The organism is Desulfuromusa ferrireducens, from assembly GCF_055389805.1.
On the sequence record NZ_AP042415.1, the window covers coordinates 3,132,054 to 3,145,748 of the forward strand.

At 48.0% G+C, this 13,695-nt stretch carries 9 protein-coding genes and 2 pseudogenes; 5 read left to right on the forward strand and 6 right to left on the reverse strand.

Going from position 1 to position 13,695, the window contains the following annotated elements:
• Nucleotides 1–317 precede the first annotated feature (317 nt).
• Nucleotides 318–2,762, reverse strand: a complete 2,445-nt coding sequence (locus tag ACZ5PT_RS14035) for an ATP-binding protein (protein ID WP_464263657.1) — start codon at nt 2,760–2,762, stop codon at nt 318–320.
• A 914-nt stretch (nt 2,763–3,676) separates the two neighbouring features.
• Here ACZ5PT_RS14035 and ACZ5PT_RS14040 point away from each other — a divergent pair.
• Nucleotides 3,677–4,534 (forward strand): substrate-binding domain-containing protein, encoded by an 858-nt coding sequence (locus ACZ5PT_RS14040; RefSeq protein WP_464263658.1) that lies wholly within the window; start codon nt 3,677–3,679, stop codon nt 4,532–4,534.
• A gap of 107 nt (nt 4,535–4,641) precedes the next feature.
• A complete protein-coding gene (locus ACZ5PT_RS14045; protein WP_464263659.1) occupies nt 4,642–7,038 on the forward strand; it encodes a bifunctional diguanylate cyclase/phosphodiesterase in 2,397 nt (798 codons plus the stop codon).
• A gap of 151 nt (nt 7,039–7,189) precedes the next feature.
• On the opposite strand, the gene ACZ5PT_RS14050 is transcribed toward ACZ5PT_RS14045, so the two are convergent.
• Nucleotides 7,190–7,621 (reverse strand): c-type cytochrome, encoded by a 432-nt coding sequence (locus ACZ5PT_RS14050; protein ID WP_464263660.1) that lies wholly within the window; start codon nt 7,619–7,621, stop codon nt 7,190–7,192.
• A 757-nt stretch (nt 7,622–8,378) separates the two neighbouring features.
• Here ACZ5PT_RS14050 and ACZ5PT_RS14055 point away from each other — a divergent pair.
• The 3 genes and pseudogenes from ACZ5PT_RS14055 to ACZ5PT_RS14065 all read left to right on the forward strand — a co-directional run.
• Nucleotides 8,379–8,726, forward strand: a complete 348-nt coding sequence (locus ACZ5PT_RS14055) for an ArsR/SmtB family transcription factor (protein ID WP_464263661.1) — start codon at nt 8,379–8,381, stop codon at nt 8,724–8,726.
• A 39-nt stretch (nt 8,727–8,765) separates the two neighbouring features.
• Nucleotides 8,766–9,863, forward strand: a complete 1,098-nt coding sequence (arsB, locus tag ACZ5PT_RS14060; protein WP_464263662.1) for an ACR3 family arsenite efflux transporter — start codon at nt 8,766–8,768, stop codon at nt 9,861–9,863.
• Between the two features lie 52 nt (nt 9,864–9,915).
• Nucleotides 9,916–10,146, forward strand: a pseudogene (locus ACZ5PT_RS14065) (molybdopterin oxidoreductase family protein); the annotation flags it as partial.
• A gap of 364 nt (nt 10,147–10,510) precedes the next feature.
• Here ACZ5PT_RS14065 and ACZ5PT_RS14070 read toward each other — a convergent pair.
• The 4 genes and pseudogenes from ACZ5PT_RS14070 to ACZ5PT_RS14085 form a co-directional block, all read right to left on the reverse strand.
• A complete protein-coding gene (locus ACZ5PT_RS14070) occupies nt 10,511–11,572 on the reverse strand; it encodes a permease (RefSeq protein WP_464263663.1) in 1,062 nt (353 codons plus the stop codon).
• 82 nt (nt 11,573–11,654) lie between these two features.
• On the reverse strand, nt 11,655–11,957 hold the full coding sequence (locus ACZ5PT_RS14075; protein ID WP_464263664.1) for an ArsR/SmtB family transcription factor: 303 nt from the start codon (nt 11,955–11,957) through the stop codon (nt 11,655–11,657).
• A gap of 399 nt (nt 11,958–12,356) precedes the next feature.
• Nucleotides 12,357–12,497, reverse strand: a complete 141-nt coding sequence (locus tag ACZ5PT_RS14080) for a helix-turn-helix domain-containing protein (RefSeq protein ID WP_464266745.1) — start codon at nt 12,495–12,497, stop codon at nt 12,357–12,359.
• Between the two features lie 34 nt (nt 12,498–12,531).
• Nucleotides 12,532–13,674: pseudogene (locus ACZ5PT_RS14085) on the reverse strand (sigma 54-interacting transcriptional regulator); the annotation flags it as partial.
• Nucleotides 13,675–13,695: the final 21 nt, after the last annotated feature.

Here is a 13,695-nt window from a genome sequence, read left to right on the forward strand (position 1 = left end):
GGCCAATAGACATTTGCCAGTCTCAAAACTTGTAAGTTTTGACCGGCTGAGTCCGGGCAGTGTCGACTTATCGGACGTTGAACGAGAGTGGTTCAACGTCAAATTTTGTCGACCACGGGAATGTGTTCTGGAAGTTGCTCCATATTGAATTATGGGTCCTGAAGTACCCCTGATCGAACATGTCTTGAATATCGCCACTTCCAGTAAAAAATGTCTGATTAATTCAGCAAAGCAAGAAACGCCCATGATTTGGTATCCATGGGCGTTTAGCGTTCTATAGAGGGTGACATTTGGGATTATCGACCCAGTTAAAACTCTCAAGCGGAGTCACTCATAAAGACCTTGCTCACAGTATCAATCAATTCACCGAGTTCAAAAGGCTTCGGAACAAAGGCCCTTAAACCGTAGTCGGCATAATTCGCCCTAACCGGGTCATCAGCATAACCGCTTGAAACAATGATCTTGGCTAGCGGATGAAGGGCCAGGATCTGCTCGGCAACCTCTTTACCGCCCATGCCGCCGGGGATGGTCAAATCCAGGATAACCAGATCAAACGGGCTGTCAGTCTCCAATGCCTGGCGATAGCGATCGAGCGCCAGCGCGCCATCAGGGACTGCCTCAACTGTATGTCCGGCTTCTTCCAGCATGGCCTTGACAATGTTACAGATCATCTCTTCATCATCCATGACAAGAACACGGGCGGCTTGATGTAGGGGAGCTGTGACGCTGACGGTGGGCACTGGGGGCAGTTTCTGATTTTTGGCCGCGGGCAGGTAAAGGGTAAAGGTTGTTCCTTGGCCGAGTTGTGAGGCGACGCTGATGTGTCCGCCGTGTTTTGTGATGATGGAATAGACCGTGGCCAGCCCGAGTCCGTTACCGGCCTGTTTGGTGGTGAAATAGGGTTCAAAAATACGCTCAAGGTGCTCGGGAGCTATGCCGGTGCCGTTATCGGCTAGAGTGACCCTAATATAATTCCCCCCGTCCAGACCCAGCAGTTGATTATCTAAAACCTCAGTATTTTCGAGCGTAATCTGCAACTCTCCCCCACCGGGCATGGCCTGTTTGGCATTGATCGTCAGGTTGCCAAGCACCTGCTGAATTTGGCCTTGATCAATAAATGCCAGCCACAGGTTGTCTGGTAGGTCTATGATGGGTTTGACGTTACTTCCGGACAGAGTAAACGAAACCACTTCTTCGATCAGATGGCTCAGGCTAAGGGTCTCTTTGGTTGGTACGCCGCCTTTTGCGAAGGTGAGTAACTGATTTGTTAGGGCGGTCGCCCGATTCATTGATCTCTCGGCTGCTTCGAGATAGCGGTAGCCGGGGTGGTCAGGCAGAGACTTAGTCAGACTGGCTTTGGCCAAAGAGAGGTTGCCATACAGTCCGGCCAGAATATTGTTGAAATCGTGGGCGATGCCACCGGCCAGTTGGCCTATAGATTCGATTTTCTGGGCTTGGTGGAGTTGGCCTTCGAGTTTGATTTTTTCTTTTCCCGCCAACTTGCGTTGGGTAATGTCATGGATTGAGCCCACCATACATTTCACCCCGGATTCATCGATGAAGCGTATTTTCCTTGTGATGATCGTCCGTGTGCAGCCTTTCACCGTGAGTTCTTCTTCTCGCAGGTCGGGCATCCCGGTATCGAGAACCTTCCGGTCGATTTCGAGAAAATGTTGCCTCTCATTTTCCGGAACAGCTTCAACAAGGGTTTTGCCTATTACGCTGCTTTCATCCATACAAAAAAGGTCATAGAAGGCGCGATTGGCGACGGTAATACGATGGTCGTTATCCTTGACGAATATTGGGTCTCCAACCAAGTCAAGAATGGTTTTTATGCGATTCTTCTCATCGCGCAGGTCATCCTCAGCAAGCCGTTGTGCAATAAGTTTCTCCTCTAAGTCACTGGTTTGTTCTTTAACTTTTTCAGAAAGGTAAGTCTGGCGATTGGCAATCGTATAGATAAGTAAACTCAGGAATACTAACGAGATAGAAGCAAACCCATTGAATATGGTTTGTTGTTTCTCAAACTGTGGCAGCAATTCTCTGTTTGCTGCTACTCCTATTTCCCAGAAGCCGTCTGGCAAATTAATGCGTAGTGAAATTGCGCTATCAGCAACGACCCGCTCTGCGCCATAGAAGTATTCCCCTCCATTTTTACGGAGGCTGATGTCCGATTTTTCTGATGGCAGACCAAGGCCCGCATCTTCCAAGAGAGGGGGGATATCCACAACCATGGACACAAACCCCCAAAATTTTTCTCCCAGAAAAACAGCTTTCCTAGCTACGAAGCCGAGACCGCCCTGTCTTAACTCGTAAGGTCCGCTCAACGTGATTCTCTGTGTCCTGATAGCTCGTTGCACATCGACTCTGACATTTGGACGAGGATCAGCAATCAGGTTATGGCCGAGGACTAGTTCGTTCCTCTTCAAAGGGTAAACGTAGCTGTTAACACCATCGGGAGCCAAAACAAAGTTACGAATCCCACCAACACCTGACGGGAGCGCAGAGGCAAAGGTTTCAAATTTAGCGTCGAGCTGTTCTTGACTCGGGTTGGCAATGACGAATGCGGATAAACCTTCAAGTAAAGCAAAACGCTTTTGAATTGCCCTGCTGAGAGTATTTGCGCACTGACTGAGTTCGTCTGTTGACAATACTCGTTGTTCGTCAAGTAGATGTTTATCTAACTGATAGCTCGCAAAAAAAATGGCCGGCAGAAGTATAAACATATTGACGAGAAGGGTAATCAATAGTGCTTTGCGCATTCAAATCCCCGTATCTAAGCTTATGCATTTCTTACTCTAGTCCGGACCATGATCGTACCTTTTTATTTTACTTGAAAACTATAACATTCGCGGGCTCTGATGCCAGTTGAGGGGGAAGCTCCGTTTGTTATTGACTCAATTACTTGTCATGGATGTCTCGAAAGTTGCTCGCCAATGAATGATGGATCAAGATGCCGGTCAGTTTGCACGTTACTGTAAGGCGCCACTTCCAGTAAATCAGTGACTGATTAATACCCGACTACAAGAAAGGCCCACGATCTTGTAACCGTGGGCCTTTTGTATGTTTTAAGGAGTGACTTATCAGACATCCGGTCCCATCAAAATTCCTATGGATATATGAAAACCCTTTTTGGCAGGATATTTGCGAAACGAAATGAAGGTATTTGTCGGTTACGCTGGTCACCTTTCATAACGTCTAAGTTTTGATAGTCGCATACCTGAATGTGCTGCATTGCTAGCTCCCTGCCTTCCGCAGTTGCTAGAAACTACCCTCAAAGGCAATAAGGCGATTTTTCTCTCAGGTGACCACAACCTTATGCTGAACGGGCTGCATTCTGATAGCGCATTAAATTTAGGATTTCAGCTCAAAGACCCCTTTAAAGGCCATAGTGGGAAAACGTTTTTCCCTTCCCAACTAATTTTATTGTTTACCATGACAACATCTGGTATTTGTTGAAGTTGACTGTCATTAATGTTTTTTGGGGGGGGGGCAATGCTGTCCACCTCTTTATTATTTCAGCTGGCTCAAAACTATGTACTTTTGTCCAAGGTGTTTAGGCCCGTCAGAACCTATGCACTTTCAGAAACGCAGGGGGCAGTGGTTCAATCCGAAGTGCCACAATCAATGAATTAGATGGTCCTGGCCGCCGCAGGCAGGGGAGGAGCTAGATTCAATGAAAACCCGTTCGCTAACAATTCAATGGTTACCCTTGTTTTTTCTCTTTGCATTGCTGGTTATTGCAGGGTGCTCCCCACAGGAGCAACAGCTCGATACTGGGGAACTGGTGATCCCTGGCACCGGTGCCTGCCAAGACCTGCTTCGGCAGTTGGCGGCGGGTTTCAATGCAACAGGCCCGGACTTCAAAGTTGTCATCCCCGATACAACCGGCAGCAATGGCGGTATTCAGTCGGTTCAGGACAAAGAAGCCGTTTTAGGTCGGGTGGCACGATCGTTACGTCCCGAGGAAAAGAACACCGGCCTGGAACTCCTTCCCTTTGCCAAAGATGCTATCGTTTTCGCTGTTGGTGCTAAGGTGCCACAAACTGAATTTACCGTAGAACAACTTGCCGCAATCTTCGCCGGGCAAACTGTTAGTTGGCAACTTGAAGATGGCAGTAGCCAACCGATCAGGGTTATTGGCCGACAGGAAGGAGATTCCTCGCTGACTCTGATTCGTCGTCACCTGTCACCATTTGCTGCACTGAAATTCGCTCCCGATACAAAGATCGTCCATCATGACCCGGAAATGGTCGAGTTACTAAATAAGTACACCTACAGCATCGGTTTTCTTTCGCGTTCATCACTGCTGGGTCCAGAGAGAAGGTTTCACGCTGTTGCCCTAACCGGCCTGCCCCTCACTGTAGAAGGTATCAAGTCTTCAGATTATCCCATGGCATCAGAGTATGCCTTTGTCTCCCGTGAAGGAAAAACCTCAGGGGAAGCCACAAAATTCATCAACTTTATCAAGTCACAAAAAGGCCGTGCGATTATCGAAGCAGGCGGGATGATTCCTTTTGGGGGACCGCCTTGAAGCGATTCCACAGTCTGAAATTCCCCCTGAGTCTATTGTTGGCCCTTGCAGTCCTCGGGACTTCGGTTTCGATTTATCTGATTCAGAGTAACGCTCTGGAAAGGAGCTTGCTGCTGCGTGAGCAGGATAGGGCTGCCAACAGCTATCGCCTGTGCGCGAATATTTTTTCCGAAGAGACCGATGAGATGATGGCCTTGGCTCACACTCTCGCCGAGCAACCGTCCGTGACGATGGAGCTGAACTCCACATTGAGTTTATCCAACTTACGGCAAGCCGGATCAAATGCTGATGCCTTACGGCAAATACAGGGACAACTTGCAAGCGACCTAGGTGAAGAGAGAAATCTCTCTCTGATTAACCGACACGGTTCGTTGATATATCAATCTGAGTCAGACCACCTTGCGCTATCTCTAACTAGCTGGGGAGTGAATGAGGCTCTTGCTGGGGAGTCATTGCTGATAACCACGAAGCATGCGGGCCACTGGGAAGTTCGAGCCTTGGCTCCAGTTAAATCCGATCAGGAAGTGCTCGGTGTCCTGATGGTTTCGGTTAATCTTGTTGACCTGCTGGAGCGGGTTGAGGCGATTGTCGAAACAGATATATTCCTGCTCAATTATGATGGTGTTCAGGCTGAGACGGGAGGTGCGGACGCTGTTTCAAAGCCGTTTTTCGATCAATCCCTAATCAATCAGATACTGGAAGAAGAGCAGGTTCAAATCATCCAGTCGGACGATGGATTGCTGCTCTACTATTACCAAATGTTTCGGGTTGCGGATGAAGTCTTTTGCCTGGTGATTGAAGAAGATCTCCGTCCTGCGCAGCAGTTGCTAGTAGGTCAGCGTCAAGAGACACTGTGGGTTACACTTATCATTCTCACCACGACCTTGCTGGTCAGTTCATTGGCGGGCGGATGGTTGTTGCGTCCCTTAAAGCGACTCCGGCAGAGGGCTGAGTCATTCGGAGAGCAGTTGACTGGCATCAACGCAGTGTCCCCTCAGGGTGATGAGGTCACGAGTCTGGTGCTGACATTTAATTCAATGTTCGACGAGCTACAAAAACATGAGGCTCGGGTACGGCAGGAGCACGCACAGCTTGAGGAGCGTGTTCACTCTAGAACCCATCTACTTAACCAACAAAATAAACAACTCTGTCGCGAAGTTAAAGAGCACCGGGTGACGGAAGAAAAGTTGCGGGAGAAGGAACAGCACTTAAACCACCTGGCGCATCACGATCCATTGACCGGACTGCCTAATCGAACCTTGCTGGGCGATCGTCTCGTGCATGGGCTTGAAAAAGCCATTCGCTACAATCATCAGGCCGGACTGCTGTTTCTCGATTTGGATCGTTTTAAAACCATAAACGATACCATCGGCCACGCCGCAGGTGATCAAATACTGATTGAAATTGCGGCACGGCTGAGAGCTTTGGTCCGTCATTCTGACACCTTGGCTCGCGTCGGTGGGGATGAGTTTGTAGTTTTTCTTGAAGAAGTTAAAGATACAAAACATGTTTCATTGTTAGCGCAAAAGATCATAGATAGCATGGCGGCTCCACTGTTCTTTGCAGGAAAACCCTTTTACTTATCTATGAGTATCGGCATCAGTCTTTACCCTGTCGATGGAACCGATGCTGAAACACTGATGAAATACGCTGATGTCGCGATGTACCGCGCCAAGGCGCAGGGAGGGGCTACTTATCGGAGCTATACTCCGGAAATGAATGCCAGGGCCCACGAATTACTTGAGCTGGAAAGAGGCTTGCACACCTGCATTGAAGATGAACAGCTCATTCTCCACTATCAACCACAACTCGATCTAAATACGGAAGAACTGGTCGGTGTAGAGGCGCTGCTTCGTTGGCAGACCCCCGATCGCGGTTTGATTCAACCGAAGGACTTTATTCCTTTGGCAGAACAAACCGGACTGATCGTTGCGATGGGGGAGTGGGTTCTTAAAACCGCCTGCCTGCAATATATGAAATGGCAAGAACAAGGCTTTCCGAGTTTTCGAATGGCTGTCAATCTCTCGCCGCGCCAGTTCCGGCAGGGGAATTTAGTTGCTACGGTGTCTCGCGTATTGCGAAAAACCGGGATGAAGCCCCAGAATCTGGAGTTAGAAATCACCGAAAGCATGGTGATGGATGATGTTGACACGGCCATCATCACCATGCAGAAGCTCGCTGATATGGGCATCACATTGGCAATCGACGATTTTGGATCTGGCTATTCCTCATTGGCGTATCTGAAAAAGTTTCCCATTTCAAAGCTTAAAATTGATCGTGCTTTTGTGCGTGACATCCCCAATGATAGAAACGATATGGCAATCGCCATAGCAGCTATCGCTTTGGCAAAAAGTATGGATTTGGAGACGATTGCCGAAGGGATAGAGACTGATGCTCAGCTCAATTTCTTGCGCTCTCAAGGTTGTTCACAAGGCCAGGGTTATTTTTTTGGACGGCCCGTAGAGTCTGGAGAATTGACTGCAAGATGGGGGCAGGTTTCTTAACGCTAGCGACAATTACTATTCACTATTCCCAGAACAAATTTAGCCTCAGCCGATTATGTCGGCTGGGTGTAGTCATAAGGCTCTTCTATCTCAAAAATAGTAAGTCTTGAGGAAAAAAACATTCATTTTACGCGAAGCTTATCAACCGTTCTTAGTCAACCCCACCACGCCCTAACCATTCCATGTAAGTTCGATCGCCCCAGAAGCTTTGAAATGCGGCAATCACCGCTTTTCGGTCTTCATGGTTTAACACCTCTGCAAAACCGGGCATAGTTGCTCCGGGATGCCTACCACCCATCTCAATGGTCTCTTCCTGATCGGTCAATGAATGATGCCAGGAATGGCCGGAGCCATTCAAGGGTTGCGGAGGATATGAGCCGTTAGGCAAAGGAGTGTCAGAATTCGGAGCGCCTTCGCCATTCTCACCATGGCAGCCTGCACAGTGAGTTGCATAAAGAGGCTTGCCGATAGCGACCTGCTCAGGTGTATACCATCGCGATATATTTATAGGTGTCGTGCTACAGGAAATTAGTAGCGCCATCAAGGCTGTTGATATAGCCAGAACAAGACAAGTTTTTTTCATTCTCGTGGCCTTTCAATCGTTTCACTCTTAGCCTGCCATGCCGGATCTTTGATGCATTGAACGTTTTTTACGAAAAAGCCTAGCAGATGAATCGAGAATGACAATCCCGTGCAGTACTCGAATACTAAGTTGCCATAACAAGTTACCAAAAAGTTGTAACAAAACAGAGCCCTAGCCTACGCAGGGGCTACTTCGTTTCATCGTCTCATATATGGTCTCCCCCCTTTATGCAAGGGCCGAGTCCGACAAGTGTCGACTTCTCGGACGTAGATCGAAGGTCATTTTGCCCCAATCTGACGACCAGCCGAAAACGTCTCAGAAGTTGCTCCGCATTGAATCATGGGGTCGGGAACTGGCCAGATCGGTCATGTCTTGAATATCGCAACTTCCAGTAAGTTAGTGTTTGATATGTACCCTATTCAAAGAAACACCCACGATCAGGCAATCGTGGGTGTTTCGCGTACTGCAGAGGGTGATTTATAGGACACTGCCGTCGGCCGCGATTAACCCGCTCATTCTTTCAAATATCCTAAGTTTTGATAAATTTACTCATAAAAATTCAAAGAGTTGTGGACTTACCCCACTTCACTAGACACCAAAGGGAATCAACGGCTTCTCAGCGGCCGCTATCAAGCTGCCACACAAGGCCAACGGGTAAGGCTATAAATATAAACCACGATCCTCTGAATGCTTGACTCATGACAATACTGAATGCTAACCGTTGACACGTATCCGCATAAACAGATACGATGCCGCTATGAAAAAACTTGCCCATACATTTAAAGCGCTGTCCGACGAAACCCGACTGCGCATATTGGCGTTGCTAACCCATGGTGAACTTTGCGTCTGCGACCTGATGGCGGTCTTACAATTACCACAGTCGACTGTGTCCCGTCATCTTGCCTACTTGCGCAACACAGACCTGATCGCGGACCGGCGCGAAGGGATCTGGATGTATTACCGCCTGGAAGATCAGCTTCAGATCATGGATAGAACTTCCTGGCAAAGCCTGCTCGCCCAGATGCTGAAGCAGCAACATGCTGAAACTGATCTGGCAGAACTGAACCAGTATCTTGCACAAAAAGACGCCGCCAGCTGCCGGTGATTTTTTTATTAACATTCAGCAGAACCAAGGGGGCAGATGATGAGCAAGGAATCAACGAAAAAGTTATCCATTTTTGAGCGCTATTTAACCGTCTGGGTATTACTTTGCATCATCGGTGGAATTATTTTGGGCAAAGCAGCTCCTGCTGTCGCCACCAGACTGAATGATTTTTCGCTTTACCAAGTCTCTATTCCCATCGCTGTCTGCCTGTTTTTCATGATGTATCCGATCATGGTCAAAATTGATTTTTCGCAGGTGATGAAATCGGCAAAAACCCCCAAACCTGTGTTGCTGACGCTATTTATAAATTGGGCGATCAAACCATTTACCATGTTTGCCATCGCCTATTTCTTCTTGGGCTATCTGTTTAAGGATTTCTTGCCAGGCACAGAAATCCTGGCAAATGGCGAAGAAGTAGAGTTATGGCGCAGCTATATTGCCGGGACGATCCTGCTGGGGATTGCCCCCTGTACGGCAATGGTGCTGATGTGGGGATACTTGGCAAAAGGCAATGACGGTTTAACACTGGTGATGGTGGCGATCAACTCCTTGATGATGCTGTTTCTCTATGGCCCGCTGGGCGGATTGCTGCTGAATGTAAACTCCATGCCGGTGCCCTGGCAAACGATGTTGTTTTCCGTCTCAATTTATGTCGCACTCCCTTTAATTGCCGGTTACTGGTCGAGAAAATGGATCATTAAATCCAAAGGTATGGACTGGTTCAACGACAAGTTTCTCCATTGGCTGACCCCGATCAGCATTACTGCGTTGCTGCTGACCTTGGTTCTGCTGTTCTCCTTTAAGGGGGAAGTCATCATCAATAATCCGCTGACGATTTTTTGGATTGCCATTCCGCTTATCATCCAGACCCTGTTTATTTTCGCCATCGGTTATTTTGTCTTCGCCCGGTGGTTGAAACTTTCCTACCAGGATGCCGCACCAGTTGCATTGATTGGTGCCTCTAACCATTTTGAGGTGGCGATAGCTACCGCTATCCTGCTGTTCGGATTATCCTCTGGCGCGGCATTAGCCACCGTGGTGGGAGTTTTAATTGAAGTCCCTTTGATGCTCATGCTTGTCTCGCTCTGCAAAAGAACCGGTCATTTATTCACTGATGGCCAGAAGACCGTTTTGTAGTATTCTGCTGACCTGTGCGAATCACCAGCCACCAATAACGCCAGGAGTCAGTATGCCTGCTGAAATGAAACGTTCGGTTTGTCCCGATGCCTGCGGCCTGCTGGTCGAGGTGGAAGATGATCGCGCCATCAAAGTCAGCGGCGATCCTGAGCCCCCCTACACCCGTGGCTTCCTCTGCGGGAAAATGAATCATTATCAGGATACCGTTCACTCGCCGCGCCGTTTGACCGAACCACTGCTGCGCACCGGTCCCAATGGCTCGGGAGAAGTTTCTCGGCTATCTGGAGTAGGGCACGACCCGCTACGCGCCAGCATCAAAAAGGTTTGTGTTGTTAAAATCCATAGAAGCGCATTGCAGTAAATGTTGTCCGATTTATGCCCACTTATCGAACATTGGGCGAGGGTGATTTAAGCCCGAAATTATCGATCAGTCGAATGTGTACCGGAAGTTGTTCTGGATTGTTTTATAGGGCAGAGAAACGGCAAAACAATCGGTTACTGTCGGCTGTAAGTCGCAACTTCCAGTAACGCAGTGTTTGATAAGTACCCAAATACAGGAAAAGCCCATGATCTGGTATCCATGGGCTTTTCGTATGTTTAAAGGGGTGGCTTATCGGACATCATGACCATTTGGAATTTTTTTACACTTATAAAACTGTATTGAATAGCAAGCCTGCAACAACAGCAATGAAGAAGATTGCCGTCAGAAATGCACCAAGCATAGGACCTTTGAATATACGCTTGAGCATGACTACTTCAGGGATACTTGCTCCTGCCCCGCCGATGACCAAAGCAACGACCGCGCCCATGCTCATTCCTTTACCCATAAGTGCAACTGTGATCGGAATCATCGTTTCAACCCGTACATAAAGAGGAACCCCGATAACGGCAGCGATCGGAATAGCGAAAGGATTGTCGGGGCCAGCGTACTTTACAATCAGTTCTTTTGGAACGAACCCGTAGGCCACAGCACCGATAGCCACTCCGAAAACAATGTAAGGCAGAAATGTCTGAAACTGCTTTACAGCTTCTTTTAAAATTCGTGCCCAACGTCCAGAACCAATGACGGCAGTATTAGCCCTGAAAGACGCAACGCTCCTATAGTTGGTCACCTGTGCACTTCCCGTTGCAACACAACAGGCGACGGCGGGTTCAGGGACGATCGGTGGACTACATCCGCAGTCAGACGACATAATTTGCTCTTTACTAGGTTCTGCTTCCGGCTTGCTGCAACAACTTTCCTGGTTATTGTCCAAAGCATCCCATTTGACGAATCGTTTAAAATTGAGTTTTTCCAGCACCACACTGATTGATACCGCCATCAACAAAGCCAAAACCGAGTAGACGACGGTAGCCTTCAGACCGAATGCCATGAAGAAAAGGCCCACGATGATGGGATTGACCAATGGTGAAGAAAAGAGGAAGGCCATGGTTGGGCCAAACCCAGCTTGTGCTTTGAGCAGGCCCACCATGATCGGGATTGTGGAGCAACTGCAAAAAGGAGTCAAAGCACCCAACCCGGCTCCTATAAAATAGCCACGGCCTTTTCGGGCAGAGAGAAGAGTTTTGATTTTCTCTGGTGGGACAAATTCCTGGATTATCCCAACGATGAAGCTGATCGCAATGAAAAGAACTGCAAGCTCAGTGACGGTGAAGGCAAAGAAGCCTAAAGCGTCTTTTGCCATGGGGATGATTGTTTCCATATTCATGATGACTTCTCCATTACCCTATTTCTGGGATAATCGAAATATGTAGTTAAAAAAAGGGGATTACCCTTACTGTTATTTACCTTTAGCCTTTAGTCACCTCTACGCCCGAGCAGCATTCCGACTGCAAGAACTCAATCAGCTCAGCAAGAACTTCATATTGTGGCAAACAATGAAGGACGTTACTTTCTCTTTCTTGCTTAATAAGACCCACTCTCACCAATCGTGAAATGTGGTGTGAAAGGGTCGACCCAGGAACCTCAAGCTCCTTCTGGAGCTGGCCAACCGGGGCTCCTTCATGGCCTGCTTTGACCAAGTAGCGAAATATTGCAAGGCGGGTTGTGTTCCCGAGTTCAGCCAATCTGTTTGCAGCGTCTTCGTGTTTCATGGATTCTATGTTAAGCCCAATCTAAAATAGATGTCAACCTAATTTCTAGAAACATGGAAATAGGCTCAAGGCCTACGTAAATTTCAACAAGAGCCGAATTGTCGGACGTTGACAGAGGTTGTTTTTACTCAAATCAGTCGAAAAGGTCTCGGAAGTTGTTTTGGATTGAATTATAGGTCTAAAAATTGGTCAGATTAGCCATGACCTAGGTGGCTGAAAAAGTTAGCCTGGTCGAGTGCGTATAGAATATCGCCGGTTCCAGTAAAAACTGTCTGATTAATGCAGCAAAGCAAGAATGGCCCATGATTTGGTAATCATGGGCCATTCGCGTGTTTAAAGGGGTGACTTATAGTACCGATTTCTCCCTCCAGAAGAAGACCTTTAGGTATATAAAAGTTTCTAAGGGCTGCTAACACCATACTTTTCAAGCCGATATTGCAGAATATGCCGTGGAATTTTCAAAAAAGCAGCGGCCTGCGTCTTATTCCCATTACAGCGGTTCAACGCTTCTTCGACGGCTTCTTTTACTAGAGTTTCCAAAGGGTATCCGTCTTCTGGAAAATTAAGGATCCTATCGCCACGTGCTGCTGGTCGACGAATACGTTGCTGCAAATCTGCGATTTGCAGCAAGTCTCGGTGCCGAAATATTAACATCTGTTCGACCACATTTTCTAGTTCACGGACATTGCCTGGCCAACTGTAACTTGTTAGAAATTTGATAACTTCTTCAGAAAATCGTACACCTACTTCACCTTTTTGTTTTTTCAGAAAAAAATTGAGAAGCAGTGGGATATCTTCTTTTCGTTCGCGTAGCGGTGGCAGTTCCATCGGTACAACCGCCAGGCGATAGTAGAGATCTTCCCTGAATTCTCCATTTTCCATGGCTTCTTCGAGATCGCGGTTGGTTGCGGCGACCACCCGTACATCGACTTGTTGAGTTGTCCCTCCGACCGGTTCAAAAGCTTGCTCCTGAAGGGCTCGTAGCAGCTTGGGTTGTAAATCGATAGGAAGCTCGCCGATTTCATCAAGAAACAGGGTCCCACCATCGGCTATGGTAAATTTACCTTTGCGGTCCTTGATCGCGCCGGTAAATGAACCCTTGATGTGTCCGAACAGCTCGCTTTCGATCGGATTTTGGGGGATCGCTGCACAATTCACGGCGATTAAGGGCTTTGGCGATCACCTCCTTGCCGGTTCCACTCTCACCATTTATCAATACTGAAGCATTGGTAGGAGCAACTCTTGCCACCCGCTGCATCACCTGTTGCATCGCTCGTGACGTGCCAATGATCTGCTGTGGGCCGCTATTCCCCCCTAATGTCTCCTTCAGATTGGAGTTTTCCCGTTGCAGCTTTCGATACTGAAGAGCTTTGGCAACGACAATATTCAACTGATCCCGGCTGAACGGTTTGGTCACATAGTCGTATGCTCCATTCTTCATTGCAGTTACAGCCAGTTCGATCGAACTGAAAGCGGTGACCATGACGACGAGTGTTTCCGGTTCTAGCTCTAACACCTGATTCAAGACCTCATATCCGTCTATTTCGGGCATCTTAACGTCGGTAATCACGAGGGCCGGACGATATCTCTTGAATGAGGCGATACCTTCCGCTCCATTGGCGGCTGTCAGCACTCGATAGCCTTCTTTTTCCAGATTGAACTCTGTAACCCGCCGCAAAGAAGCATCATCATCGATCAATAATATCTGTTCGGTCATCTAATCCCTCTGACTAGGCAA

What these genes read in the sequence shown, in the direction of transcription:
- ACZ5PT_RS14035 (WP_464263657.1), bottom strand. Translation starts at nt 2,762, where the DNA reads ATGCGCAAAGCACTATTGATTACCCTTCTCGTCAATATGTTTATACTT.
- ACZ5PT_RS14040 (WP_464263658.1), top strand. Translation starts at nt 3,677, where the DNA reads ATGAAAACCCGTTCGCTAACAATTCAATGGTTACCCTTGTTTTTTCTC.
- ACZ5PT_RS14050 (WP_464263660.1), bottom strand. Translation starts at nt 7,621, where the DNA reads ATGAAAAAAACTTGTCTTGTTCTGGCTATATCAACAGCCTTGATGGCG.
- ACZ5PT_RS14055 (WP_464263661.1), top strand. Translation starts at nt 8,379, where the DNA reads ATGAAAAAACTTGCCCATACATTTAAAGCGCTGTCCGACGAAACCCGA.
- arsB (WP_464263662.1), top strand. Translation starts at nt 8,766, where the DNA reads ATGAGCAAGGAATCAACGAAAAAGTTATCCATTTTTGAGCGCTATTTA.
- ACZ5PT_RS14070 (WP_464263663.1), bottom strand. Translation starts at nt 11,572, where the DNA reads ATGAATATGGAAACAATCATCCCCATGGCAAAAGACGCTTTAGGCTTC.
- ACZ5PT_RS14075 (WP_464263664.1), bottom strand. Translation starts at nt 11,957, where the DNA reads ATGAAACACGAAGACGCTGCAAACAGATTGGCTGAACTCGGGAACACA.